This is a genomic window from Mycolicibacterium phocaicum, assembly GCF_010731115.1.
GTDB classification, from domain to species: domain Bacteria; phylum Actinomycetota; class Actinomycetes; order Mycobacteriales; family Mycobacteriaceae; genus Mycobacterium; species Mycobacterium phocaicum.
Genome location: NZ_AP022616.1, coordinates 5,043,150 through 5,065,484, shown reverse-complemented (window position 1 = coordinate 5,065,484; position 22,335 = coordinate 5,043,150). Strand labels below are relative to the sequence as shown.

The window sequence follows — 22,335 nt, the reverse complement described above, 5'->3', positions numbered from 1 at the left end:
GCTCACTTCATCCAGGCCGGGGTGATCGGCAGACCGTTGCGGTGCCGGTATTCGGCAATCGCCTTGAGGTTGTCCAGCTCCAGGCGGTGGCCCGCCCCGAACATGTCCCAGAAGTCCCCGACCCACACCGGGCGCTGCGCGGGCGCGGTCTCCGGGTACGGGTTCTTGTCGTAGAACGGGTGGTGGCAGTTGGTCCACAGCACCACCGAGCCCGGCTTGTTCAGCACGACCTGCGCGTCGACGACGCGCATCAGGTAGATCATCCACAGGTGCTGGCCCTGGTCCCACGCGCAGTGGTAGTCGACGGTCATCGCGTCCCGGTTCGCCACTGTGCGCGTGTAGATTTCGGTCTCCGAACCCAGCCGGTCATAGGCCAGCCAGAGACCGGGCTCCTCGGTTTCGGTGAAGCCGCGCAGGCTGTAGGTCCACTCCTCGAGGCTGCGGGTGTCCGAGAGGTACTCGAACAGTTCGTCCGGTGGGCAGTCCACGTAGTCGTTGACGGTGCAGTAGTCACCGAAGACCACGTCGTGCGGATAGACCGACCGCATCATCTCCATGATGATGGGCGTGGCCTTCTCCCGGGGCGCGTTCTCGATGCGGGTTACCCCGTCGATGGGTACGTCGATGTCTTCAAGCGCGGGCAGCGACATGCTGTGGGCTCTCTTTCTGCGTCTGTTGGGTGGCTGAATCGAGAAATGGTGCGAACGTGGGGATTTCGTCGGCAGAACATTCGATACTGATCACCGACGGCCCGTGCCGCCCGAGCGCGTCGGTCAACGCGCCGGCCAACTGCGGCAGCTCGGTGACGTCTGTCGCGTGCAGGCCGGGGAACATTGCGGCCAGTCCGGCGCCGAGGCGGGCCGGCGCGAACCGGTTGTAGCTGTAGCGGTCGCCGTAGAACAGCTGCTCGCGGGTGACGCACATGGCGTGCGCATTGTTGTTGAACAGCACGAAAGTGATGGGGAGCCGGTACTGCACCGCGGTGTGCACTTCCATGCCGTGCATGAAGAACGAGCCGTCGCCGGCCACCACGACGGTCCGGTATTGCGGCCCAGCGGTTTTCGCCCGGGCGAAGCACATGCCGATCGCAGCGCCGAAGCTGTAGCCCATACCGCCCATCCCGAGGGCCACCACGAAGCGGCCGGCCCGGCGTACCGGCAGCCCGTGCACCGTCGAGGCACCGGTGTTGCCGGCGTCGACGACGATGTCGGCACCGTCGGGCAACACGTCGTCGAGCAGCCCGACGGCATCGCGGTACCGGATGCCCGGGCCGTCGTGCGCAGGCGGCTGAAGTTCGGTGTGCGGCAACGGATCCAGCACCCGGATCCCGTGTGGCCGACCCGACCCCGTCAGCGACCGGGTCAACGCCGACAGTGACGCCCGCAAGTTCGTCGAATTCACGTGTGTCGTCGGCACATACGGACGCTGCGCACCGAGCGAGACGGTCTGCACCCCGGCCAGCGCGTCATCGAGGCCGGCGCGCGCCGTCACCGACAGTCGCGTCCCGACCACCAGGCACACCGCGCTGCGGGAGATCGCGTCGACCACGCGTGGATGGCCCATCACCCCGGTGACGCCCAGCCACGACGACTGCCCCAATCCCGGTGAGCCGCTGACATCCTTGGCGTCAGGAACCGTGGCGACCCAGGCCCGCAGTACCGCGCGCAGCTCCTCGAGTTCGCGGCGCGCGTCGTCGCGGGCCACTTGTTCACCGGCGATGATGGTGACCGGCCCGAGTGCCCGGCGCAGCACCTCGGCAATCGGTCCCGGATCAGCCAGCAGCGAATCCTGCTCCACAGCAACGGGATTGACCATGTCGACCATCGCCTGCTGGACATCCTTCGGCAACAGCAGCACCGCCGGGCCACCACCGTCGGCAGCGACCAGCGCTTCCGCCAGGGCCGGCACGATGTCCTGCGGGTCGGTCACGCGGCGGCAGTACACCGACACCGCCGAGAACAGCGCCACCGCGTCGAGCGATCCGGAGCGCCCACTGGTGTCCTGAAAGCTGCCACGGCCGTCCATGCTGGTCGGCGCCTGTCCCACCAGCGCCAGTACCGGTACCCGGCTGGTCAGTGATTCACCCAGTCCCGCAATCAGATTCAGCGAGCCGCCACCTGATGTCGCGGCCACCACGCCGATGCGGGACACCGCGCGGCTGTAGCCGTCGGCCATGGTGGCAGCGGAGAACTCGTGCTTGGCCAGAATCGCGGTGATGTCATCCCGCAGGAACGCCGCGTCGTACAGGTCCTCGATGTTGGCCCCGTCGACACCGAAGATGTACTCGATGCCCGACGCCGCAAGTTGCGTGATGATGTGGTCCACCACCCGATGCCTGCTGACCATCTGCCACCTGCTTCCGCTCGTCTACTCAAGACACGAGGCGGAGCGGCGGATGGTTCAACGCCGCCGGGAAATCTACAGATTGCGCTCCAGCAGCACCTTGCCGTTGTCAGCGGAAACCAGTTGTACCGCAGCAATTTCCGAAACCTGCTTCGGCGTGTTACCACTCGGCAACGCGGTGGCACCCGACATGCCGAACCATGTGGCGATCTGGCTGCGACTGCCGTCGCGGCCCACCACGACCATACCCAGGTTGGTCGGCGGCGCGGCCGGTCCGCTGGACCAGTCGCCGTAGCTGCAGGCCATGTCGATCCGGGTGCCCCAGCCGAAGCTGCTCAGTGCGATGGTGGCGTTGAACGGAGTGGGTGCCACGTGCTGCATGGGCAGCTGCGCGACCTGCTCCTGGCTCTGACCACCGCCGAAGAACCCGGGGGAAACCACGGCCACCGCACCGACCGCCAACACCGCCGCGGCCAGTCCGGCCACCGCCGTCGTCACCCAGCGGGTCCGGCGTCGGCGCCACCGCACCTTGGCCAGAACCGTGTCGAGCACCTCGGGCCGCAGCGGCGGTTCGGGCTGCGCGGAGCTGATTTCCTCGACGTCCGCCAAATTCAGCAGCCCCAGCAGCGCCGGCATCCCGCTGATCTCACCGACCGCGTCGCGGCACCGGGCGCAGGTCTGTAGGTGCGCCTCGTATTCGCGGCGTTCCGCGCTGGACAGTGACCCCAGCACGTAGGCGGCGTCCCAGGTTGCGTACCGGTCGCCGTCAAAGGGTCCGACGGACTCGACCATGTGAATGCTCACCGAGTCACCCCCATTTCCTGCAGATTCAGGCGCAGCGCCCGGACCGCGTAATGCAGCCTCGATTTCACAGTGCCCTCGGCGATCTGAAGCTCCGCCGCAATCTGTGCGACGCTCAACTGCCGGTAGTACGCGCGCTCGATCACAGCGCGATGATCGACGGAGAGTTGACTCAGGGCGCCCCCGAGCAGCATCCGATCCAAGGTGACATCCACTTCATCGGTAGCCTTCGGATCCGTCCGGTCCTCGGCTTCGACCACCTCTGACGAGGTGGTTTCGTGCCGACGCCGGGCGCTGCGCTGCTCATCGATGATCAGATTGCGGGCGACGGTGTAGAGCCAGGCCCGCGGGGACTGGTCGGTACCGGATACGACGTCCGGATGCCGCCACGCCCGCAGCAACGTTTCCTGCACGACGTCCTCGGCGCGCGCCGAGTCCTGAGTCAGTCGCAGGGCATAGCGCCAAAGGGCGCCAGCGTGCTCGTCATAAAGCACCCGCATCATGGCGGCCTCCGGATCGCTCATGCACCAACCTCCGTCATTGACACGAGATCAGGGGCGATCCGGTTCACCGGATCAGTCGCGCAGCAGAGTCAGGATTCGGGGCCCGTCTTCGGTGACAGCAACGGTGTGTTCCCAGTGTGCGGCACGGGAGCCGTCTTTGGTAACTACTGTCCACTCATCTTCGAGAATTACCGTCTTCGACGTACCCAACGTCAGCATCGGCTCGATTGCCAGCACCGAACCCGGTTCGAGGAACGGGCCCCGACCGGGCGATCCCTCGTTGGGCAGGAACGGGTCCATGTGCATCTCTTGACCGATGCCGTGGCCGCCGTAGCCCGCGACGATGCCGAACTTGCGGTCATAGCGGGCGGAGGCGGCGTGCGTGGCGACCTCGATGGCATGCGAGACGTCGGTCAGCCGGTTACCGGGCACCATGGCGGCGATGCCCGCCTCCATGGATTCGCGGGTGGCGTCCGACAGTTTCTGGTCGGCGTCGATCAGCGGACCGACGCCGAACGTCACGGCCGAGTCGCCGTGCCAGTCGTTCAGGATGGCGCCGCAGTCGATGGACACCAGGTCACCGCTGGCGAGCACCTCGTCAGCGGTCGGAATCCCGTGCACCACGCGGTCGTTGACCGACGCGCAGATGGTGGCCGGGAACCCGTGATAGCCCAGGAACGACGGGATACCGCCGCCGTCACGGATGACGGATTCGGCGATCTGGTCCAGGTCCAGGGTGGACATTCCCGGCGCAGCGGCTTCGTGAACGGCTTTCAGCGCGGCCGCCACCAGGGAGCCGGCAGCGGCCATCGCGTCGAGTTCACCGGGAGTCCGCTGCGGGACGACCTTCCGGCCGCGTCGGGGTAGACCGATCATCGAAAACTACTGACCTGAGACGGTGGTTCAGCTACCGAGCGCCTGCAGGGCGCGCGCGAAAACCTCGTCGAGGCTGCCCACGGCGTCAACCGACACCAGCTCGTCCTGGTAGTAGTCGAGCAGCGGTGCGGTCTCGTCCCGGTACACCTTCATGCGGTTGAGGATGACCTCTTCGGTGTCGTCGGCGCGGCCGCGGCTCTTCAGCCGGGTCAGCAGCTCGGACTCCGAAACCCGGAACTCCAGCACCGCGTCCAGCTTCAGGTTGCGCTTGGCCAGCATCTCGCGCAGCGCGACGGCCTGCTCGACCGAACGGGGGAAGCCGTCGAGGATGAAGCCGGCGGCGGTGTCGTCGGCATCCAGACGATCGTCGACCAGCGCGTTGGTCAGCTCGGCCGGCACCAGGTCGCCGGCGTCGAGGTACTTCTTGGCCTCGACACCCAGCGGGGTGCCCTTGCTGATGTTGCTACGGAACAGATCACCCGTGGAGATCTGCGGGATGCCGAACTTCTCGGCCAGCTTCTCGGCCTGGGTGCCCTTGCCTGCTCCCGGCGGTCCCAGCAGAACCATTCTCATTTGAGGAACCCTTCGTAGTTGCGCTGCATGAGCTGGCTCTCGATTTGCTTCACCGTGTCCAGACCCACGCCGATCATGATCAGCACGGCGGTACCGCCGAACGGCAGGTTCTGTGCACTGCTGCCGCCGCTCTGCAGGAACAGATTAGGCAGCACGGCGATCAATCCGAGGTAAATCGAGCCCGGCAGCGTGATTCGGCTGAGCACGTAGCGGAGGTAGTCGGCGGTCGGCTTACCCGGGCGGATGCCGGGGATGAAGCCACCGAACTTCTTCATCTCGTCCGCCCGCTCGTCGGGGTTGAACGTGATGGACACGTAGAAGTACGTGAAGAAGATGATCAGCCCGAAGTAGATCGCGATGTAGACCGGGTCGGCCGGGTTGGTCAGGTACTTGGCGACGGCCTTGGACCACCAGCCGTTGGACGCGTTCGGATCGCCGGCGGTGACCAGCTGGGTGATCAGGTGCGGGATGTAGATCAGCGACGAGGCGAAGATGACGGGGATGACGCCGGCCTGGTTGACCTTCAGCGGCAGGTAGGTCGAGGTGCCGCCGTACATGCGACGACCCACCATGCGCTTGGCGTACTGCACCGGGATACGGCGCTGACCCTGCTCGACGAAGACGACGCCGACGATGATGATGAGCGTTGCGGCCACGACCGAGGTGAAGACCACGCCGCCGCGGCTCTCCAGGATGGACTGGCCTTCGAACGGGATGCGGGCAGCGATGCCGGCGAAGATCATCAGCGACATGCCGTTGCCGATGCCACGCTCGGTGACGAGCTCGCCCATCCACATGACCAGGGCGGCGCCCGCGGTCATGACCAGCACGATCACGACCAGGGTGAAGATGCTCTGGTCCTGGATGATGTTCAGGGTGCAGCCCTGCAGCAGGTTGCCGCTCGCGGCCATCGCGACGATCGAGGTGCCCTGCAGAACTGCCAGCGCGATCGCGAGATAACGCGTGTACTGCGTCATCTTGGCCTGACCGGACTGGCCTTCCTTCTGCAGCTGTTCGAAGCGCGGGATGACCACGACCAGCAGCTGCACGATGATGCTGGCGGTGATGTAGGGCATCACGCCGACCGCCAGCACCGACAGGTGCAGCAGCGCACCGCCGGAGAACAGGTTGATCAGCGAGTAGACCTGTGCGGCGTCACCGCCACTGACCTGCTCGATGCACTTCTGCACGTTCGGGTAGTTCACCCCGGGGGACGGCAACGCGGCACCGGCCCGATACAGGACGACTACACCCAGCGTGAAGAGGATCTTGCGTCGCAGATCGGCCGTCCGCAGGGACGAGATAAAAGCCGAAAGCACTCTTCCTCCTGCGCAGCCGAGCTCGGGCCGCGGCGTGCTGATGGGGCTGGTCAGGTCCAGCGTTTGGTTAATTCCGTGCGCGAACACAGCAGGTACCCGACCTGCCTGGACGCGCCGTCAAATCAGTCTCCGAGAATAACAGTTGCCGTCCCCGCGACCTGCATCCGCTCGGCGCCGAACCCTTCCTACCCAGCCGGGACGCGGCGAAACATGCCGCCACCCGGCATTTCTGCCGCGTTCAGGAACGGCGCGTACAGTCGCCGACAGGTTGTTACATGAGCTAACTACCAGCCCGCTCAACGGGTAATCGACGACAGGAACGACGCGATGGCACGCACTGACAACGACACGTGGGACCTGGCATCGAGCGTGGGAGCGACCGCGACCCTGGTCGCCGCCGCCCGCGCCCTCGCCACCAATTCCGAAGACCCGATCATCGACGACCCGTTCGCCGCTCCCCTGGTCCGCGCCGTCGGGGTCGAGTTCTTCACCAAGCTGGTCGACGGCGCCACCGATCCCGCCCAGTTCGGCGCCGGCTACGGCCCGACCATGTCGCAGCTGACCAACGGGATGGCGGCGCGCACCAGATTCTTCGACGACTTCTTCCGGGACGCCGGCAAGGCCGGTATCCGGCAGGCCGTCATCCTGGCCGCGGGCCTCGACTCGCGGGCCTACCGCCTGGTCTGGCCGGCGGGCACCGTCGTCTACGAGATCGACCAGCCCGACGTCATCGAGTTCAAGTCCAAGACGCTTTCGGATCTCGGCGCGGCGCCGACCACCGAACGGCGCACGGTGGCGATCGACCTGCGCGACGACTGGCCTGCCGCACTGCGCGCCGCGGGCCTGGACCCCACCAAGCCCACCGCGTGGATCGCCGAGGGCCTGTTCGGCTACCTGCCGCCCGAAGCACAGGACCGGCTGCTCGACCAGATCTCCGAACTGTCCGCACCGGGCAGCCGGATGGGCGCCGAAGGCGTGCCGGCCACCCCGGACCTCGACGAGGACGCCGTGCGTGAGCGGATGAAGGCCGCGTCGGAACACTGGCGCGACCAGGGCTTCGAACTCGACTTCAGCGATCTGGTCTATCTCGGTGACCGCGCCGACGTGGACACCTATCTGCAGGGCCACGGCTGGCAGACCACCGCCGTCACCTCCAACGAACTGCTGGTCCGCAACGGCCTGCCGGCCGTCGCGGCCGACCCGAACGGCCAGCCCTCGATGGGCGAGGTCAACTACGTCACCGCACTGCGCTGAGCCCACGACAGGAGTGAACCGATGACCCGGACCGACAGCGACACCTGGGACCTGGCCTCGAGCGTGGGTGCGACCGCCACGATGGTGGCGACCGCCCGCGCCCTGGCGACGAAGGAAGCCGAACCGCTCATTCGGGATCCGTACGCCGATCCGCTGGTGCGGGCCGTCGGCGTCGAGTTCTTCATCAAGCTGCTCGACGGGCAGGTCGATCTCAGCGGCGAGGTCGGGACGGCCGCCGCCATGATGACCAACCTGATGGCGGTGCGGACGAAGTTCTTCGACGACTTCTTCACCACCGCGGGTGACGCCGGCATCCGGCAGGCCGTCATCCTCGCCGCCGGCCTGGACTCGCGCGCCTACCGGTTGGACTGGCCGGCCGGCACCGTCGTCTACGAGATCGACCAGCCCGAGGTGATCGCCGCCAAGACCGGGACCATGGCACAGATCGGGGCCACCCCGACGTGCGAACGCCGCACCGTGGCGATCGACCTGCGCGAGGACTGGCCGGCCGCACTGCGCGCCGCCGGATTCGACCCGTCGGCACCGACGGCCTGGATCGCCGAGGGGCTGCTGATCTATCTGCCGCCCGAGGCGCAGGACAAGCTGTTCGACAACATCACCGCGCTGTCGGCGCCGGGTAGCCGCCTGGCCACGGAGTTCCACACCGACCACGGCGCCGGCATGCGCGAGCGCGGCGCCGCCATGAGCGAGCGGTGGCGCGGCGCCGGCCTTGACCTCAACCTGACCGACCTCTGGTACCAGGGCGAGCGCACCTCGGTGGTCGAGCACCTGGACGCCAGCGGCTGGAATACCACGGCCCGCCCGCGCCTTGAAGTTTTCGCCGAGTACGGCCGTCCCCTCGCCGAGACAGAAGACACCGCGGCACTGCGTAATTCCCTGTCCGTGACGGCCACCAAGAACTAGGAGCTGGCAACCAATGACACGAACCGACGGAGATTCCTGGGACCTGGCGTCCAGCGTGGGGGCCACCGCGACCATGGTCGCCGGGCAACGCGCCTTCGCCCACCGCGAGCAACTGATCAACGACCCGTACGCCGAGCCGCTGGTGCGCGCCGTCGGGCTGGACTTCTTCACCAAGGCGCTGGACGGCGACATCGACCTCAGCGCCGTCAACCCGGCGTTCACCCCGCGACGCGCGGCGGAGGGCATGACGGTACGCACCCGCTGGTTCGACCAGCTCTTCCTCGACGCGGCCGCGGCCGGCGTCCGCCAGGCCGTGATCCTGGCCGCCGGTCTGGACGCGCGCGCCTACCGGCTGCCCTGGCCCGCGGGCACCGTCGTCTTCGAGGTGGACCAGCCCGAGGTCATCGAGTTCAAGTCGACGACACTCGCCGATATCGGCGCCGCCCCCACCGCGACGCGGCGCACCGTCGCAGTCGACCTGCGCGACGACTGGATGCAGGCGCTGCGCGACAACGGTTTCGATCCCGCGGCGCCCACCGCGTGGATCGCCGAAGGACTGCTGATCTACCTGCCGCCGGAGGCCCAGGACAGGTTGTTCGACAACATCACCGCCCTGTCGGCACCGGGCAGCTTCGTGGCCACCGAACAGGTCGGCGATCTGAGCTCCGCGTTCGACGACGAGCGGATGCAACAGATGCGCGAACGGATGAAGGCCCTCGGCTCGAACATCGAAATGGCCGACCTCATCTACCAGGGCGAACGCAACCACGTCACGGACTACCTGACCGGTCTCGGCTGGGACGTCACCGCGCGGTCGGTCGAACAAGCGCACGCCGACAACGGTTTCCAGTACCCGGACGACGAGTTGTCCCGCGCCTGGACCCAGCTCAAGTACGTCCGCGCGGTCCTGAACCGGAAGGCGTGAGCGCGATGGCCCGGACACACGGAGACAGCTGGGACCTGGCATCGAGCGTCGGCGCGACGGCCACGCTCGTCGCGACCGGGCGGGCGATCGCCAGCACCCACGAACACGGTCTGATCGACGATCCGTTCGCGGCGCCGCTGGTGCGCGCCGTCGGGATCGAGGCGTTCACCAAGATGGTCGACGGTGAGCTGGACCTGGCCGTTCTCGACGCCGTCGCCCCGGATGCGGCGGCGCGGGCGCGTGCCAACATCGACGAAATGGCCGTGCGTACACGGTTTTTCGACGACTACTTCACAGCGGCGGCCGAGCGCGGCATCCGCCAGGCGGTGATCCTGGCTTCGGGTCTGGACTCGCGCGCGTACCGGCTGCCGTGGCCCGACGGCACCGTCGTCTACGAGATCGACCAGCCGGAGGTCATCGAGTTCAAGACCCGCACCCTGGCCGGCCTCGGCGCGGAGCCGACCGCCGAGCGCCGGACCGTGCCGATCGATCTGCGCGAGGACTGGCCGGCGGCACTGCGGGCGGCCGGCCTGGACCCCAGCCGGCCGACCGCATGGCTGGCCGAAGGCCTGTTGATCTACCTGCCGCCGGAGGCCCAGGACAAGCTGTTCGACAACATTCACGCGCTCAGCGCGCCCGGCAGTGCCGTGGCCACTGAATTCGTGCCGGGGCTCAAGGATTTCGATGCAGACAAGGCGCGCGAGGCCGCTGCGGGGTTCCAGCAGCTCGGCCTGAACATGGACATGCCGTCGCTGGTCTACCACGGCGAAAGGCACTCCGCCGCAGACTATCTGGCGGCCAAGGGCTGGCAGATGACCGGCATCGGCCGGGTGGATCTGCATGCCCGGCACGGGCTGACGGCGACGGTCCTCGGCGACGACGACCCGATGCGCGAAATCATCTACATCAGCGGCACTCTCGGCTGAGCTTCTGCTAGAAGCGGTAGTCCCCCAGCCACAGCGCACTGACCCCGGTCATCGACCGCTCGGCCTGGCCGAGCGCACCGACCAGGGACCGGCCGAGCACCGCCGCCACCGCATCCGGCAACGACGCCGCGGCCGGCTGCGAGGAGGCCTTGGGCCGCACGTGATCCAGCAGCGACGAGCCCGGGTAGTTGACGGTTCGGACGGGAGCTTCAACATCGATACCGGCCAGCACCTTGGCCCGGCGCACGGCGGTCCGCAGCCCACCGAGTTCGTCGACCAGGCCGTGTTCCAGCGCGTCGGCGCCGGTCCAGATGCGGCCGCGCGCGACCTGCTCGACGGCCTCGACCGGCAGGTTGCGCCCGTCGGCGACGCGTTCGACGAAGTCGGTGTAGAACAGGTCGGCCTCGGCCACCACGTGCGCGTGCTGCGCCTCGGTGAAGGGCTGGTTGGCCGACCAGGCGTCGGCATTCTCGTTGGTGCGCACGGCATCCGAGCCGACCCCGAGCCGTTCCTTGAGGCCCTTGGTGACGAGCTTGCCCGTCACCACGCCGATGGATCCGGTGATGGTGCCGGCGTTGGCGACGATGTGGTCGGCCGCCATCGACACGTAGTAGCCGCCGGACGCGGCGACCGCGCCCATCGACGCGACGACAGGTTTGCCCGCCTCGCGCAGTCGCGCCACCTCGCGCCAGATGGTCTCCGAGCCCGTGACCGCACCGCCGGGGCTGTCGACCCGCAGCACGACAGCCGTGACATCGTCGTCCGCGGCGGCTTCCCGTAGGGCCGCGGCGATGGTGTCGCCGCCGACGCTCGACGGTCCGGGCGGGAAGGCGCTCGGGCCGCCGCGGCCGCTGACGATGGGACCGGCCAGGGTGACGACGGCGATGGTCGGCTTGTGTTTGCGGCCCGGCAGCGGCGGCACCTCGGGCAGCGTGTGGCCGGCGGTGGCCTTGGCATACCGGGACAGGAACAGCCGCGGTGGCGCATCCTTGCCGTCGGCTTCCGCTGCGCCACCGGTCAATTCACCGACCCGCGCATAGGCCTCGTCACGGAACCCGATGCGGTCCACCAGTTTGGCGGCGAGTGCGTCGTCGCGCAGCAGCGGCGCCCGGTCGACCAGGGTGTCGAGTTCGTCGGCGTCGACGCCGCGGGATTCCGCGATGGCGGTCAGCACCTGGGCGTGCAGGCTCTCGATGAGCCGGCCGTCGGCCTCGCGGTGCGGCTCGGTGTAGCGGTCCTGCGTGAACATGTTGGCCGCCGACTTGTACTCGCCGCGGGCGACGAACTGTGCCTCGATGCCGGCCTTGTCGAATGCGTCGCGCAGGAACAGCGCGTTGGTGGCGAAACCGACCAGCCCGACGGTGCCCGACGGCTGCATCCACACTTCCCGGAACGCCGAGGCCAGGTAGTACGACATGGTGCCCGGGTAGGTCTCGGCCCAGGCGATGGACGGCTTGACGGCGCTGAACGCGGCGATCGCGTCGCGCAGTTCCTGCACCGGACCCGCTGCGGCAGCGGGCAATTGGACCCGGGCGATGAGACCGGCAACCCGCTTGTCGTCGGCCGCGCGGTGGATGGCGGCGACGGCGTCGCGCAGCACGAGGGGCCGGGAGTTGCCCATGACGAAGGCGATCGGGTCGAAGCCGGCGGTCTCGGGCGGCACGGCCTGCAGGTCGAGTTCCAGTACGCAGCCGCTCGGCACGCCGTGGTGACGCGCGGTGTCGACCTTGCGGACCAGGGCTCGCAACTCGTCGGGGCCGGGAAGACCGGGCAGGCTGGGCCGGAAAGCAAACATGTTCCGAGCCTACCGACTCGCCGTCGTATGCCGAGCAGACGCAAAACTGTCCATTTCGTGCCCGATTTCGACAGTTTTGCGCCTGCTCGCGGGTGATGATCGACCACATGGTGCTGAAGGTCTCCGTCTCCCCCGATTTGGTCCACGGCGATGCTGACGACGGTTACGGCAAGGTCGCCGACGCGTTCCGGGCCAACTTCGCGGCCGGCGGCGAGGTCGGCGCCGCCCTGTGCGTCTACCGTGACGGCCGCAAGGTCGTCGACATGTGGGGCGGCTACCGCGACGGGATCAGCCGGGCGCCGTGGCAGGCCGACACCATGGTCAACATGTTCTCGTCGACGAAAGGTGTTGCCGCCCTTACTGTTGCGCACGCGGTGTCGAAAGGGCTCTTCGACTACGACGAGCGGGTCCGCACGTACTGGCCCGAGTTCGCCGCGCAGGACAAGGGCGACGGCACCGTGCGTCAGCTGCTGGCGCACCAGGCGGGCCTGTGCGTCCTGACGCCCAACCCACTGCTGTCCGACATCGCCGATCCGGTGCGCCTCTCCGCCATCCTGGCCGCGCAGAAGCCCGCGTGGAAGCCCGGCACCCGGCACGGCTATCACGCCATCACCATCGGCTGGTACGAGTCCGAGCTGATCCGCCGCACCGACGGCCGTACGCTCGGCCGCTATCTCGCCGAGGAGATCACCGGGCCGTCGGGCCTCGACCTGTACATCGGCCTGCCGGACTCGGTCGATCGGAACCGGCTCGCCACGTTGCACCATTGGCAGCGCTACGAGTCCCTGCGGCACCTCGATGTCATGCCGGCCGGGTTCCTGATCGGCAGCCTCAACCCGCGCGGGTTGCTGGCCAGGACCGCCGCCATCCCCGCCGACATCGACCCCTACGCCGGCGACTACAACACCGACAAGGTGCGCCGCGTCGAGATCCCGTCCGCCAACGGCACCGGCACGGCGCGCGCACTGGCCGGCCTCTACGGCGCCGCGGCGACCGGCGGGAGCGAAATAGGTTTCACCCCAGAGATTTTCGATGCGCTGATCGCGCCGCCGCGCGATCCGTCAGGCGGCACCCGGGACAAGGTGATGCGCGCCGAGATCGCCTACGCACTGGGCCTCTGCAAGCCGATCCCGACGTTCGCCTTCGGCTCGTCGGGCAAGGCGTTCGGCACCCCCGGCTTCGGTGGCTCGTTCGGTTTCGCCGACCCCGACACCGGCGTGGGCTTCGGCTACGTGATGAACCGGCTGGGCTTCCATCTGGTCAGTGATCCCCGCGAACTGGCCATCCGCCAGGCACTCTTCTACGACGTCCTGGGCGCCCGGTTGCAGAACTAGCTGCCGGACCAGGGCCGCCGAAACTGAGCTTGTGTGCCAATTCCGCGACGAAAGTGGCACACAAGCTCATTCTCGGCGGACACAAAAAGGGAGCCCCGGCCGAAGGCCGAGACTCCCTTTTCGCGAAACAGTTACAGCTCGGTCGCGCTACCACCAGCAGCGGTGATCGCCTCGCGGGCGCTACCGCTGAACTTGTTGGCGGTGACGTCGACCTTGACAGCCAGCTTGCCGTCGCCGAGCACCTTGACCAGGGTGTTCTTGCGAACCAGGCCCGCGGCCACCAGCTCGTCCACACCGACGGTGCCGCCCTGCGGGAACGCCTTGGCGAGGTCGCCGACGTTCACCACCGCGTACTCCGTGCGGAAGCGGTTGCGGAAGCCCTTGAGCTTCGGCAGACGCATGTGGATCGGCATCTGGCCACCCTCGAACGTCACGGGGACGTTCTTGCGGGCCTTGGTGCCCTTGGTACCACGACCAGCGGTCTTACCCTTGGAGCCCTCACCACGACCGACGCGGGTCTTGGCCTTCTTGGACCCCGCGGCCGGCTTGAGGTCGTGCAGCTTGATGACGCTCATTTACGCCTCCTCAACCGTGACGAGGTGGTTGACCACCGCGAGCAGACCACGGGTCTGCGCGTTGTCCTCGCGAACGACGGACTGGCGGATCTTGCGCAGTCCCAGCGTCCGCAGGCTCTCGCGCTGCTTCCACCGGGCACCCACGGTGCCACGCACCTGGGTGATCTTCAGTTCAGCCATGATTATGCCGATCCTTCACGCGCTGCCGAGGCGGCGAGCGCTTCTGCCTCACGCCGGGCCCGCAGCATGCCGGCCGGCGCAACATCTTCGATGGGCAGGCCACGACGGGCCGCCACTTCCTCCGGACGCTGCAGCTGCTTCAGCGCGGCAACGGTGGCGTGCACCACGTTGATCGCGTTGTCGCTGCCCAGCGACTTGGCCAGGATGTCGTGCACGCCGGCGCACTCCAGCACCGCGCGAGCCGCACCACCAGCGATGACACCGGTACCCGGGCTGGCCGGACGCAGCATCACGACACCGGCAGCAGCCTCACCCTGAACCGGGTGCACGATGGTGCCACCGATCAGCGGGACGCGGAAGAAGCCCTTGCGAGCCTCCTCGACACCCTTGGCGATGGCGGCCGGAACTTCCTTGGCCTTGCCGTAGCCGACGCCCACCATGCCGTGGCCGTCGCCGACGATCACCAGCGCGGTGAAGCTGAAGCGCCGACCACCCTTGACCACCTTCGAAACGCGGTTGATGGTGACAACGCGCTCGATGTAGTTGCTCTTCTCACCGCGGTCGTCGCCGCGACCACGGCCACCGCGGTCATCGCGGCGACCACGGCCGTCGCGGTCACCACGACCGCCACGGTTGTCCTGCGCCGAAGCGGCGCCAGCCTGCTCGGCCATCATGCAGTCCTTCCGGTCATCTTCAAGTAAGTCATTAGAACGTCAACCCGCCTTCACGAGCGGCGTCCGCGAGAGCGGCGATCCGGCCGCCGTAGCTGTAGCCACCGCGGTCGAAAACGACCTCGGAGATGCCGGCAGCCTTGGCGCGCTCGGCGATCAGCTGACCCACGCGGGTGCTGACGGCCTTCTTGTCACCGTCGACGGCACGCACGTCGGCCTCGATGGACGACGCGGCGGCCAGCGTGGTGCCGGTCAGGTCGTCGATCACCTGGACGTGGATGTGCCGCGAGGAGCGGTTGACCATCAGGCGCGGACGCTCGGCGGTGCCGGCGACCTTCTTGCGCAGACGGGCGTGACGACGCAGACGCGCCACCCGACGGGTCTCAGAGATGTTCTGGCCCAACGGCTTACGCTTGTCAGTCTCAGTGTTGGCCATTGCTACTTACCTGTCTTTCCGACCTTGCGGCGGATCTGCTCACCCTCGTAGCGAATGCCCTTGCCCTTGTACGGGTCGGGGCGACGCAGGCGGCGGATGACTGCCGAGATCTGGCCGACTTTCTGCTTGTCGATGCCGGACACCGAGAACTTCGTCGGGGTCTCGACTGCGAACGTGATGCCCTCGGGGGCCTCGATCAGCACCGGGTGGCTGTAGCCGAGCGCGAACTCCAGGTTCGAGCCCTTGGCCTGCACGCGGTAACCGACGCCGAAGATTTCCATCTTGGTGGTGTAGCCCTGCGTCACACCGGTCACCAGGTTGGCGATCAGGGTGCGGGACAGTCCGTGCAGCGAGCGGTTGCGACGCTCGTCGTTCGGACGGGTGACCACGATGGCACCTTCGTCATTGCGCGACACCTCGAGCGGCTCAGCGACATCCAGCGTCAGGGTGCCCTTGGGGCCCTTGACCGCGACGTTCTGGCCGTCGATGGTCACATCGACACCGGCCGGCACAACGACCGGCTGCTTACCAATACGCGACATGTTTTCTGCCCCCTACCAGACGTAAGCGAGGACTTCGCCGCCCACGCCCTGTCGAGCTGCCTGGCGGTCGGTGAGCAGGCCGGAGGACGTGGAGATGATCGCCACGCCCAGGCCACCCAGAACCCGCGGCAGGTTGGTGGATTTCGCGTACACCCGCAGACCGGGCTTGGACACCCGGCGGAGGCCGGCGATGCTGCGCTCGCGGCTCGGGCCGTACTTGAGGGACACAACGAGGCTCTTGCCCACGCGGGCGTCCTCGGTGCGGTAGTCAGTGATGTAACCCTCCTTCTTGAGGATCTCGGCGATGTTCGCCTTGATCTTCGAGTGGGGCAGGGTCACCTCGTCGTGGTACGCCGAGTTGGCGTTGCGCAGACGTGTCAAGAAGTCTGCGATCGGATCCGTCATTGTCATGACAGCGTTGATCAACCTTTCTCGCTGCGGTTCCCATACATCACGCCCGTGCCGGTCCCACCTTGCGGTGGCTCGGCACGTCACATCGTGGGCCTGCTACGAAGTGTTTTCCCTTATCTGACCGGGGTCGGTCAGGGGTCGTGCATCAGTAGTGCAATCCAGCTTCGGAAGGCACATGCCGATCGGCCATTGGACGAAAACGCCCATGGCAACCTGCCCAGTGTAGACAATGCGCAGCTCAGGGCCAAATCCGCGCTTTCGCGAGCTCGCGCAGCCAGTTCGTGCCACGAATGTGCATCCAGATCACCGGATCCACACTTTTTGCGATCCCTGCGCACATTCACGAAGTCGCCTCACCACGTGGCGCGGCGAATGTGCACAGAGACCGCGGATCCGCTGTTCTGGACGATCTGTGTGCACGCTCGACGAGCCGCGCGCCCCGCAGAACGCAAAAGCCGCCCCGGTCACCAGGACCGGGGCGGCTTTCTACAGCGTCATGAGACGGGCAGAGTCACCAGCTGGACTTCTGCACGCCGGGCAGCTCGCCGGCGTGGGCCATCTCCCGCAGGCAGATTCGGCACAGGCCGAACTTGCGGAACACCGAGTGCGGGCGACCGCACTTGTTGCAGCGGGTGTAGCCACGCACCGCGAACTTCGGCTTCTTGTTGGCCTTGTTGACCAGAGCCTTCTTTGCCATTGTCAGTTCTCCTTGAACGGGAAGCCCAGGGCCCGCAGCAACGCACGGCCTTCGTCGTCAGTGGTGGCCGAGGTGACGACCGTGATGTCCATGCCGCGGGGGCGGTCGATCGAGTCGACGTCGATCTCGTGGAACATCGACTGCTCGTTGAGGCCGAAGGTGTAGTTGCCGCTGCCGTCGAACTGCTTGGCCGACAGACCGCGGAAGTCGCGGATACGGGGCAGAGCGATGGAGATCAGGCGGTCCAGGAACTCCCACATGCGGTCGCCACGCAGGGTGACGCGGCAGCCGATCGGCATGCCCTCACGCAGCTTGAACTGCGCGATGGACTTGCGGGCCTTGCGGATTTCCGGCTTCTGGCCGGTGATCAGCGTCAGGTCGTTGACCGCGCCGTTGATCAGCTTGGCGTCGCGGGCGGCGTCACCGACACCCATGTTGACGACAACCTTGACCACGCCGGGGATCTGCATGACGTTGGCGTAGTTGAATTCATTGTTGAGCGCGTCGCGGATCTCTTCGCGGTAACGCGTCTTCAGCCGGGGCTGAGTGTTTTCCACAGTGGTCATCTCAGATGTCCTTGCCATTGCGCTTAGAGATACGGACCTTCTTGCCGCTCTCCTCATCGACGCGGTAGCCGATGCGGGTCGCGTTGCCGTCGGAGTCGACCACCATCACGTTGGAAACGTGGATCGGCGCCTCCTGGGTGACGATGCCACCCGACGATGCACCGCGCTCGTTCTGCGACTGCGCAGTGTGCTTCTTGATCCGGTTGACGCCCTCAACGAGCACCTTGTTGCGGGTCGGGTAGGCCTCGATGACCTTGCCCTTGGCACCCTTGTCCTTGCCGGCGATGACCAGCACGGTGTCGCCCTTGTGCACCTTCATCACAAAACCTCCGGGGCCAGCGAGACGATCTTCATGAACTTCTTCTCGCGCAGTTCGCGACCGACCGGCCCGAAGATGCGGGTACCGCGGGGGTCATTGTCGTTCTTGATGATGACGGCGGCGTTCTCGTCGAACTTGATGTAGCTGCCGTCCGGCCGGCGGCGCTCCTTGACGGTGCGCACGACGACGGCCTTGACCACGTCACCACGCTTGACGTTGCCGCCCGGGATGGCGTCCTTGACGGTCGCCACGATGATGTCGCCGATGCCGGCGTAGCGCCGCGACGAGCCACCGAGCACGCGGATGCAAAGGATTTCCTTTGCGCCCGTGTTGTCGGCGACCTTGAGTCGCGATTCCTGCTGAATCACTCGATCTCCTGACCTGGGTTTTGTATGCACGCCAGATACCGACCTGGACGTGCGCGGTCTTGTTGTCCAAAGGCACGCGAGGTCACGTGATGACCGGGGTCTGCCCTGGGCAACCCTTACATAGTAGGCGAGCAGCCATAACGCTCCAAATCGCTGCTCAACCAGCCTTGAAAACAACGAAATGGTCGCTGCCGTTCGTCGGCAGCGACCATTCGTCGGTCTCGAACAGGTGGCGGTCAGCCCCCGATGCCCCAGCCCAGGACCCGCGAGGTCAGCAGCACCAGCGCCAGTGACACCGTCGCCACCACGACCAGGCCGATCACCGCGACGACGAGCGGGCGCCAGCCGGTCCGCGCGATCTGCCGGAAGTCGGTGGACAGCCCGACGCCCGCGAAGGTCAGCAGGAACGCCCACTTGGACACCGCGGCCAGGTTCGCGATCTGTCCCTTGCTCAACAGCCCGGCGGTGACGACGGCCGAGACCGCGAGGAAGCCGAGCACGAACTTCGGGAACTTCTGCCAGACGAACGCGGCCTTGGCACGCACGCCGGAGGCGACGGCGTCGGCCTCTCCCCTGGCGGCCCAGTAGATGGCGAAACCGAGGACGACGAAACCGATCAGCGCGTTGCGCACCGACTTCACGAGGACGGCAGTCTTGCCGGCCTCGTCGGAGAACAGGTAGCCGGTGGCCGTGGTCTCGGCGGTGTTGTCGACCGCGAGGCCGGCCCACAATCCGAACTCGTGGTCGGTCAGCCCGATGGCGTGCCCCAGCGGCGGCAGCACGAACAGTGCGACGGCGCCGAGGGCCAGGATCGACGCGATCGCGTAGCTGACGTCGGAGTTGCGGGCCCGGATGGCGCCCTTGGCCGCGATGATCGCCGACACGCCGCAGATCGATGTCCCGATGGCCAGCAGTGAGCCGAGCTTGCCGGACAGTCCGAACCACCGAGCCGCGGCGAGAATGATCGCGCCCGCGACGGTCATGTCGATCAGGATCTGCACCAGGCTGGTGGCGCCGAGCTTGAGGACGTCGCCGAGGACGAACCGCGCGCCCAACAGGACGATGCCGACCTTGAGCCAGAATTCGTACGTGGCCACGCCTGGACGGAAAATCCGGTGCAGCCCAACAGTATTGGTGATGATCAACCCGAAAACGATGGCCCACAGCACGTATTCGATGTCGGGCACGTGCCAGTGCTGCTGCTTGGCCAGCGCCAGCCAGCCGATCTGGGCATATTTTCCGGCCAGGCCCACCGCGATCAGCAGCAGCAGACCGGGCACGTAGTCGAGGAACCTGCGGGCGCCCGTGGATTCGGTGTGATCGCCCGATTCGACGTGGTCGGCGGTGTCAGCCGCATCGACGGTCATCGCGTCACCAGCCGATCTTCGGCAGGACGCCGGCCACGGCCAGTGCCGTCACGGCCAGCCCCAAAATCGTTGCCCACCAATCAGTCCCGACGCGGCTTATCCAGCCTTGCGTCGCGTCACTCTCTGTCATCACGCCTCTCCCGTCACCGATGTTGGGCTCATGGTGGCGGGTGCCGCGCCGCGTGCACAGGGATCTGCTCGCGCTGAATCTGAACGGACCCGCGGGTCAGCCGAGGACCGCGTGCGCCAGCCGCGTCAGCGCACCGCTGATCTGCGCGACGGACAGGCCACGGTCGCGTTGATGCAGGAAGTTCTCGGCAGCCAGCGGCGCCAGCAGGATGTCGACGAGCGCATCCGGGTCGGCGACGTCGGCCTGCACCAGCAGGGCGCGCACGTGGGCGGCCCAGAAACCGTAGGCCCCGGTGCCGAAGCGGGCGCCGCCGACCTCGGCGCCGAGCGCGAGATCCGCGTGCCGGTCGAGCAGGTCGACCATGGCGGCATAGAAGGCCGAAAGTCGTTCGGCGGGAGCAGCTCCCGGCCCGAGCGGGGGTTCTCCGGAGATCAGTTGGCGCTGCAGGGCGCGTTCATGTTCGTCGAGCAGCGCGACGGCGATGGCCGCGGTGTTGGGGTAACGCCGGTACAGCGTGCCGCGCCCGACGCCGGCCGCGGTGGCGATGTGTTCCATCGTGACGGTGCGCGGGTCACGAGCGGCGAAGACGTCCGCGGCCGCGGCCAGGATCCGGGCGCGGTTGCGCGCGGCATCGGCGCGCTCGGCGCCGGCGTCGTCACCGCCGAGCAGGTCCGCGCCGATATCCACCACTGCACGATAACTCACGTCCGGAATAAGTGGACACATTGTCCGGTTGTCTGCATCATTAACCGGACACTGTGTCCACTTTGAGAGGATCGCCATGACCACGCTGCTTCACCTGGATGCCAGCGCCCGCAACCCATCGATCAGTCGGCAGGTCAGCGCCGCGTTCGCGCGGGCCTGGCGCGCGGCGGCACCCGGCGGGACCTACCGCTACCGCGACGTCGCGGCCGACCCCGTGCCGTTCATCGACGCCGGCTGGACCGAGATCTGCGATGCGGCACTTGCCGCCGGCGTCACCGACCTCGACGAGCTGGCCGACCTGGCACGCACCCCCGCCCAATCCGCGGCCTGGGCCGTCGTCGAACCGCTACTGGCCGAATTGCGCTCGGCCGACGTCGTGCTGATCGGCACGCCGATGTACAACTATTCGATTCCGGCCGCCCTGAAGGCCTGGCTGGACCAGGTGACGTTTCCGCGAATGTCGTTGGCACCCAGGCGGTTCGTGGTCGCCACCGCACGGGGTGGCGCCTACTCGCCGGGCTCGCCCAAGGCGGCCTTCGACTATCAGGAGCGGTTCCTGCGCGACTTCTTCGCCGGGCATTTCGCCGTCACCGACACCGTTTTCATCAACGCCGAACTGGCCAACTCCCGGGTGGATCCGACGCTCGCCCAGTTCCGGAACGGGCACGACGCATCCCTGGCGGCCGCGCTGAGCACCGCCCGCGCGTTGGCTGCGGAGTATGCGAAATGAACTGGCTCATCCTCGCTTTGGCCGGCGGCGTGGAGATCGCCTGGTCGCAGAGCATCAAACCGACCGACGGATTCACCCGCCTGCTACCGACGGTCATCTGCGTTGTCGTCGGCGCGTTGTCGGTGTACCTGTTGTCGCTGGCGATGCGGACGCTGCCGGTGGGCACCGCCTACGCGGTGTTCACCGGCATCGGCGCGGTGGGTGCCATCGCCATCGGAGTGCTGGTCCACAAGGATCCGCTGAACATCGGCCGGGCGGTGGCCTTGTCGATGATCGTCGGCGGAATCATGTTGGCGCGCTTGACCAATCCCGAGTAGTGAGCGCCGGCCCCGCTCAGCCCATCCGGATACCGAAATCCCCCAGCAGCACCGGCTTTGCCGCATCGAGCCCCTTCGAACCAGCGGGTCCCTGCAACTGCAGCGCGATGAGGTAGTCCCCGTTGTTGGTCCACACATGCACGATGCGGTCGACGTAATCGCTGCCGGAGCCGGGCTTGTCGGCAAGCACACCCATCAGCTTCTGCCCGCTGTAACCGCACAATTCGTCGGGCAGGATGCTGACGCTGTTGAATTCGTGGCCCGCGGTGCGCGCGTCGGCGTATCCCTGGAACGCCGCGGCGGCATCCTGCGGCGTGGGAGTGATCTTCACGGTTCCGGTCAGGCCGTCGGGGCCCGTCAGGTTCAGCCCGACATCACCGGACGGCGGCGCGCCCGGACTGAATCCGTCGGGCACCGCGACGACGACGGTCGGCGACCCGGGTGCTCCGGTGGACGCGGTCATCGTCTGCGCGGGCGGGCTCGGCGGGTCGCAGACCTGCTCCCCGGCCGCGACAGGGCGTTTGGTGGTCTCGACCACTCCGTACGTCGGCAGGTCGGGCATCTTCGACCCGGATGCCGCCGTCGACGTCGACGTCGACGACGGAGCAGACGTACTGGTCGTGGTGGTGGTGCCGTCGGGTTTGGTTGTAGTGGTGGGCTTCTCGTCGGTCTTACCGCCGCAGGCTCCCAACAGCACCGCCGCCGACATCGCGGCGGTGCACCGGATGATCGGTCCGCTCATCTCAGT

Annotated in this window: 29 protein-coding genes; 7 read left to right on the top strand and 22 right to left on the bottom strand. The window is 67.3% G+C overall.

What is annotated here, in order from left to right:
* Positions 1 to 2: 2 nt before the first annotated feature.
* The 7 genes from G6N46_RS24325 to secY form a co-directional block, all read right to left on the bottom strand.
* Positions 3 to 650 carry a DUF8713 domain-containing protein gene (locus G6N46_RS24325; protein ID WP_138250435.1) on the bottom strand — a complete coding sequence of 216 codons (648 nt, stop codon included), beginning with the start codon at positions 648 to 650 and terminating at the stop codon, positions 3 to 5.
* Positions 631 to 2,346, bottom strand: a complete 1,716-nt coding sequence (locus G6N46_RS24320; RefSeq protein ID WP_138250436.1) for a thiamine pyrophosphate-binding protein — start codon at positions 2,344 to 2,346, stop codon at positions 631 to 633. The genes G6N46_RS24325 and G6N46_RS24320 overlap by 20 nt, the downstream gene beginning before the upstream one ends.
* A 72-nt stretch (positions 2,347 to 2,418) precedes the next feature.
* A complete protein-coding gene (locus G6N46_RS24315; protein WP_138250597.1) occupies positions 2,419 to 3,135 on the bottom strand; it encodes an anti-sigma factor family protein in 717 nt (238 codons plus the stop codon).
* 8 nt (positions 3,136 to 3,143) lie between these two features.
* The gene (locus G6N46_RS24310) at positions 3,144 to 3,668 is read right to left on the bottom strand and encodes a sigma-70 family RNA polymerase sigma factor (RefSeq protein ID WP_138250437.1); all 525 of its coding nucleotides are present in this window, start codon (positions 3,666 to 3,668) and stop codon (positions 3,144 to 3,146) included.
* Between the two features lie 51 nt (positions 3,669 to 3,719).
* Positions 3,720 to 4,523 (bottom strand): type I methionyl aminopeptidase, encoded by an 804-nt coding sequence (gene map / locus G6N46_RS24305; protein ID WP_138250438.1) that lies wholly within the window; start codon positions 4,521 to 4,523, stop codon positions 3,720 to 3,722.
* Between the two features lie 27 nt (positions 4,524 to 4,550).
* Positions 4,551 to 5,096, bottom strand: a complete 546-nt coding sequence (locus tag G6N46_RS24300; RefSeq protein WP_138250439.1) for an adenylate kinase — start codon at positions 5,094 to 5,096, stop codon at positions 4,551 to 4,553.
* Positions 5,093 to 6,415, bottom strand: coding sequence for a preprotein translocase subunit SecY (gene secY, locus G6N46_RS24295; RefSeq protein WP_138250440.1), 1,323 nt, complete (start codon positions 6,413 to 6,415; stop codon positions 5,093 to 5,095). The genes G6N46_RS24300 and secY overlap by 4 nt, the downstream gene beginning before the upstream one ends.
* A 327-nt stretch (positions 6,416 to 6,742) precedes the next feature.
* Between secY and G6N46_RS24290 the strand changes: the two genes are divergently transcribed.
* The 4 genes from G6N46_RS24290 to G6N46_RS24275 are packed head-to-tail and all read left to right on the top strand — an operon-like array spanning position 6,743 to position 10,444.
* Entirely contained in the window at positions 6,743 to 7,669 is a 927-nt protein-coding gene (locus G6N46_RS24290; protein WP_138250441.1) for a class I SAM-dependent methyltransferase, read from the top strand.
* A gap of 21 nt (positions 7,670 to 7,690) precedes the next feature.
* Complete coding sequence (locus G6N46_RS24285) at positions 7,691 to 8,593, top strand: class I SAM-dependent methyltransferase (protein ID WP_064858376.1); 903 nt, start codon at positions 7,691 to 7,693, stop codon at positions 8,591 to 8,593.
* A gap of 13 nt (positions 8,594 to 8,606) precedes the next feature.
* Entirely contained in the window at positions 8,607 to 9,518 is a 912-nt protein-coding gene (locus G6N46_RS24280; RefSeq protein ID WP_138250442.1) for a class I SAM-dependent methyltransferase, read from the top strand.
* Between the two features lie 5 nt (positions 9,519 to 9,523).
* A complete protein-coding gene (locus G6N46_RS24275; RefSeq protein ID WP_138250443.1) occupies positions 9,524 to 10,444 on the top strand; it encodes a class I SAM-dependent methyltransferase in 921 nt (306 codons plus the stop codon).
* 7 nt (positions 10,445 to 10,451) lie between these two features.
* Here G6N46_RS24275 and sppA read toward each other — a convergent pair whose 3' ends face one another.
* Positions 10,452 to 12,239: a signal peptide peptidase SppA gene (gene sppA, locus G6N46_RS24270; protein ID WP_138250444.1), complete on the bottom strand. Its 1,788-nt coding sequence runs from the start codon at positions 12,237 to 12,239 to the stop codon at positions 10,452 to 10,454.
* A 107-nt stretch (positions 12,240 to 12,346) separates the two neighbouring features.
* Between sppA and G6N46_RS24265 the strand changes: the two genes are divergently transcribed.
* Entirely contained in the window at positions 12,347 to 13,573 is a 1,227-nt protein-coding gene (locus G6N46_RS24265; RefSeq protein ID WP_138250445.1) for a serine hydrolase domain-containing protein, read from the top strand.
* Positions 13,574 to 13,704: 131 nt separating this feature from the next.
* Here G6N46_RS24265 and rplO read toward each other — a convergent pair whose 3' ends face one another.
* The 13 genes from rplO to G6N46_RS24205 form a co-directional block, all read right to left on the bottom strand.
* Positions 13,705 to 14,148, bottom strand: a complete 444-nt coding sequence (gene rplO, locus G6N46_RS24260) for a 50S ribosomal protein L15 (RefSeq protein ID WP_020101429.1) — start codon at positions 14,146 to 14,148, stop codon at positions 13,705 to 13,707.
* Entirely contained in the window at positions 14,149 to 14,328 is a 180-nt protein-coding gene (gene rpmD / locus G6N46_RS24255; RefSeq protein WP_020101428.1) for a 50S ribosomal protein L30, read from the bottom strand.
* A gap of 2 nt (positions 14,329 to 14,330) precedes the next feature.
* A complete protein-coding gene (gene rpsE, locus G6N46_RS24250) occupies positions 14,331 to 14,999 on the bottom strand; it encodes a 30S ribosomal protein S5 (RefSeq protein ID WP_064858380.1) in 669 nt (222 codons plus the stop codon).
* A 34-nt stretch (positions 15,000 to 15,033) separates the two neighbouring features.
* Positions 15,034 to 15,435, bottom strand: a complete 402-nt coding sequence (gene rplR / locus G6N46_RS24245) for a 50S ribosomal protein L18 (RefSeq protein WP_061001795.1) — start codon at positions 15,433 to 15,435, stop codon at positions 15,034 to 15,036.
* A 2-nt stretch (positions 15,436 to 15,437) separates the two neighbouring features.
* Entirely contained in the window at positions 15,438 to 15,977 is a 540-nt protein-coding gene (rplF, locus tag G6N46_RS24240) for a 50S ribosomal protein L6 (protein ID WP_138250446.1), read from the bottom strand.
* 12 nt (positions 15,978 to 15,989) lie between these two features.
* Entirely contained in the window at positions 15,990 to 16,388 is a 399-nt protein-coding gene (rpsH, locus tag G6N46_RS24235) for a 30S ribosomal protein S8 (RefSeq protein WP_020101424.1), read from the bottom strand.
* Positions 16,389 to 16,899: 511 nt separating this feature from the next.
* Positions 16,900 to 17,085 carry a type Z 30S ribosomal protein S14 gene (locus G6N46_RS24230; RefSeq protein WP_005197641.1) on the bottom strand — a complete coding sequence of 62 codons (186 nt, stop codon included), beginning with the start codon at positions 17,083 to 17,085 and terminating at the stop codon, positions 16,900 to 16,902.
* Positions 17,086 to 17,087: 2 nt separating this feature from the next.
* The gene (gene rplE, locus G6N46_RS24225; protein WP_020101422.1) at positions 17,088 to 17,651 is read right to left on the bottom strand and encodes a 50S ribosomal protein L5; all 564 of its coding nucleotides are present in this window, start codon (positions 17,649 to 17,651) and stop codon (positions 17,088 to 17,090) included.
* 1 nt (position 17,652) lies between these two features.
* Positions 17,653 to 17,970: a 50S ribosomal protein L24 gene (gene rplX, locus G6N46_RS24220; RefSeq protein WP_020101421.1), complete on the bottom strand. Its 318-nt coding sequence runs from the start codon at positions 17,968 to 17,970 to the stop codon at positions 17,653 to 17,655.
* Positions 17,970 to 18,338, bottom strand: coding sequence for a 50S ribosomal protein L14 (gene rplN / locus G6N46_RS24215; protein ID WP_020101420.1), 369 nt, complete (start codon positions 18,336 to 18,338; stop codon positions 17,970 to 17,972). The genes rplX and rplN overlap by 1 nt, the downstream gene beginning before the upstream one ends.
* Before the next feature lie 236 nt (positions 18,339 to 18,574).
* Entirely contained in the window at positions 18,575 to 19,705 is a 1,131-nt protein-coding gene (locus G6N46_RS24210) for a YeiH family protein (protein WP_138250447.1), read from the bottom strand.
* 4 nt (positions 19,706 to 19,709) lie between these two features.
* Entirely contained in the window at positions 19,710 to 19,835 is a 126-nt protein-coding gene (locus G6N46_RS28970; protein ID WP_256370143.1) for a hypothetical protein, read from the bottom strand.
* 96 nt (positions 19,836 to 19,931) lie between these two features.
* A complete protein-coding gene (locus tag G6N46_RS24205) occupies positions 19,932 to 20,522 on the bottom strand; it encodes a TetR/AcrR family transcriptional regulator (protein WP_234880765.1) in 591 nt (196 codons plus the stop codon).
* A gap of 94 nt (positions 20,523 to 20,616) precedes the next feature.
* Here G6N46_RS24205 and G6N46_RS24200 point away from each other — a divergent pair, with 94 nt between their 5' ends.
* On the top strand, positions 20,617 to 21,270 hold the full coding sequence (locus tag G6N46_RS24200; RefSeq protein WP_138250449.1) for an FMN-dependent NADH-azoreductase: 654 nt from the start codon (positions 20,617 to 20,619) through the stop codon (positions 21,268 to 21,270).
* The gene (locus G6N46_RS24195) at positions 21,267 to 21,587 is read left to right on the top strand and encodes a DMT family transporter (protein WP_138250450.1); all 321 of its coding nucleotides are present in this window, start codon (positions 21,267 to 21,269) and stop codon (positions 21,585 to 21,587) included. Before G6N46_RS24200 ends, G6N46_RS24195 begins: the two co-directional genes overlap by 4 nt.
* 16 nt (positions 21,588 to 21,603) lie before the next feature.
* Here the strand turns inward: G6N46_RS24195 and G6N46_RS28830 are convergent, their stop codons facing one another.
* A complete protein-coding gene (locus tag G6N46_RS28830; protein ID WP_234880766.1) occupies positions 21,604 to 22,329 on the bottom strand; it encodes a hypothetical protein in 726 nt (241 codons plus the stop codon).
* Positions 22,330 to 22,335 lie beyond the last annotated feature (6 nt).

What these genes read in the sequence shown, in the direction of transcription:
- rplE (WP_020101422.1), bottom strand. Translation starts at nt 17,651, where the DNA reads ATGACCACTGTGGAAAACACTCAGCCCCGGCTGAAGACGCGTTACCGC.
- G6N46_RS24275 (WP_138250443.1), top strand. Translation starts at nt 9,524, where the DNA reads ATGGCCCGGACACACGGAGACAGCTGGGACCTGGCATCGAGCGTCGGC.
- rplX (WP_020101421.1), bottom strand. Translation starts at nt 17,970, where the DNA reads ATGAAGGTGCACAAGGGCGACACCGTGCTGGTCATCGCCGGCAAGGAC.
- G6N46_RS24210 (WP_138250447.1), bottom strand. Translation starts at nt 19,705, where the DNA reads ATGACCGTCGATGCGGCTGACACCGCCGACCACGTCGAATCGGGCGAT.
- G6N46_RS28970 (WP_256370143.1), bottom strand. Translation starts at nt 19,835, where the DNA reads ATGACAGAGAGTGACGCGACGCAAGGCTGGATAAGCCGCGTCGGGACT.
- G6N46_RS24200 (WP_138250449.1), top strand. Translation starts at nt 20,617, where the DNA reads ATGACCACGCTGCTTCACCTGGATGCCAGCGCCCGCAACCCATCGATC.
- G6N46_RS24300 (WP_138250439.1), bottom strand. Translation starts at nt 5,096, where the DNA reads ATGAGAATGGTTCTGCTGGGACCGCCGGGAGCAGGCAAGGGCACCCAG.
- map (WP_138250438.1), bottom strand. Translation starts at nt 4,523, where the DNA reads ATGATCGGTCTACCCCGACGCGGCCGGAAGGTCGTCCCGCAGCGGACT.
- G6N46_RS24315 (WP_138250597.1), bottom strand. Translation starts at nt 3,135, where the DNA reads ATGGTCGAGTCCGTCGGACCCTTTGACGGCGACCGGTACGCAACCTGG.
- G6N46_RS28830 (WP_234880766.1), bottom strand. Translation starts at nt 22,329, where the DNA reads ATGAGCGGACCGATCATCCGGTGCACCGCCGCGATGTCGGCGGCGGTG.
- G6N46_RS24320 (WP_138250436.1), bottom strand. Translation starts at nt 2,346, where the DNA reads ATGGTCAGCAGGCATCGGGTGGTGGACCACATCATCACGCAACTTGCG.
- rpmD (WP_020101428.1), bottom strand. Translation starts at nt 14,328, where the DNA reads ATGGCTGAACTGAAGATCACCCAGGTGCGTGGCACCGTGGGTGCCCGG.
- rpsE (WP_064858380.1), bottom strand. Translation starts at nt 14,999, where the DNA reads ATGGCCGAGCAGGCTGGCGCCGCTTCGGCGCAGGACAACCGTGGCGGT.
- G6N46_RS24285 (WP_064858376.1), top strand. Translation starts at nt 7,691, where the DNA reads ATGACCCGGACCGACAGCGACACCTGGGACCTGGCCTCGAGCGTGGGT.
- G6N46_RS24265 (WP_138250445.1), top strand. Translation starts at nt 12,347, where the DNA reads ATGGTGCTGAAGGTCTCCGTCTCCCCCGATTTGGTCCACGGCGATGCT.
- G6N46_RS24195 (WP_138250450.1), top strand. Translation starts at nt 21,267, where the DNA reads ATGAACTGGCTCATCCTCGCTTTGGCCGGCGGCGTGGAGATCGCCTGG.
- rplO (WP_020101429.1), bottom strand. Translation starts at nt 14,148, where the DNA reads ATGAGCGTCATCAAGCTGCACGACCTCAAGCCGGCCGCGGGGTCCAAG.
- rplR (WP_061001795.1), bottom strand. Translation starts at nt 15,435, where the DNA reads ATGGCCAACACTGAGACTGACAAGCGTAAGCCGTTGGGCCAGAACATC.
- G6N46_RS24230 (WP_005197641.1), bottom strand. Translation starts at nt 17,085, where the DNA reads ATGGCAAAGAAGGCTCTGGTCAACAAGGCCAACAAGAAGCCGAAGTTC.
- G6N46_RS24310 (WP_138250437.1), bottom strand. Translation starts at nt 3,668, where the DNA reads ATGAGCGATCCGGAGGCCGCCATGATGCGGGTGCTTTATGACGAGCAC.
- rpsH (WP_020101424.1), bottom strand. Translation starts at nt 16,388, where the DNA reads ATGACAATGACGGATCCGATCGCAGACTTCTTGACACGTCTGCGCAAC.
- G6N46_RS24290 (WP_138250441.1), top strand. Translation starts at nt 6,743, where the DNA reads ATGGCACGCACTGACAACGACACGTGGGACCTGGCATCGAGCGTGGGA.
- G6N46_RS24325 (WP_138250435.1), bottom strand. Translation starts at nt 650, where the DNA reads ATGTCGCTGCCCGCGCTTGAAGACATCGACGTACCCATCGACGGGGTA.
- rplF (WP_138250446.1), bottom strand. Translation starts at nt 15,977, where the DNA reads ATGTCGCGTATTGGTAAGCAGCCGGTCGTTGTGCCGGCCGGTGTCGAT.
- G6N46_RS24280 (WP_138250442.1), top strand. Translation starts at nt 8,607, where the DNA reads ATGACACGAACCGACGGAGATTCCTGGGACCTGGCGTCCAGCGTGGGG.
- sppA (WP_138250444.1), bottom strand. Translation starts at nt 12,239, where the DNA reads ATGTTTGCTTTCCGGCCCAGCCTGCCCGGTCTTCCCGGCCCCGACGAG.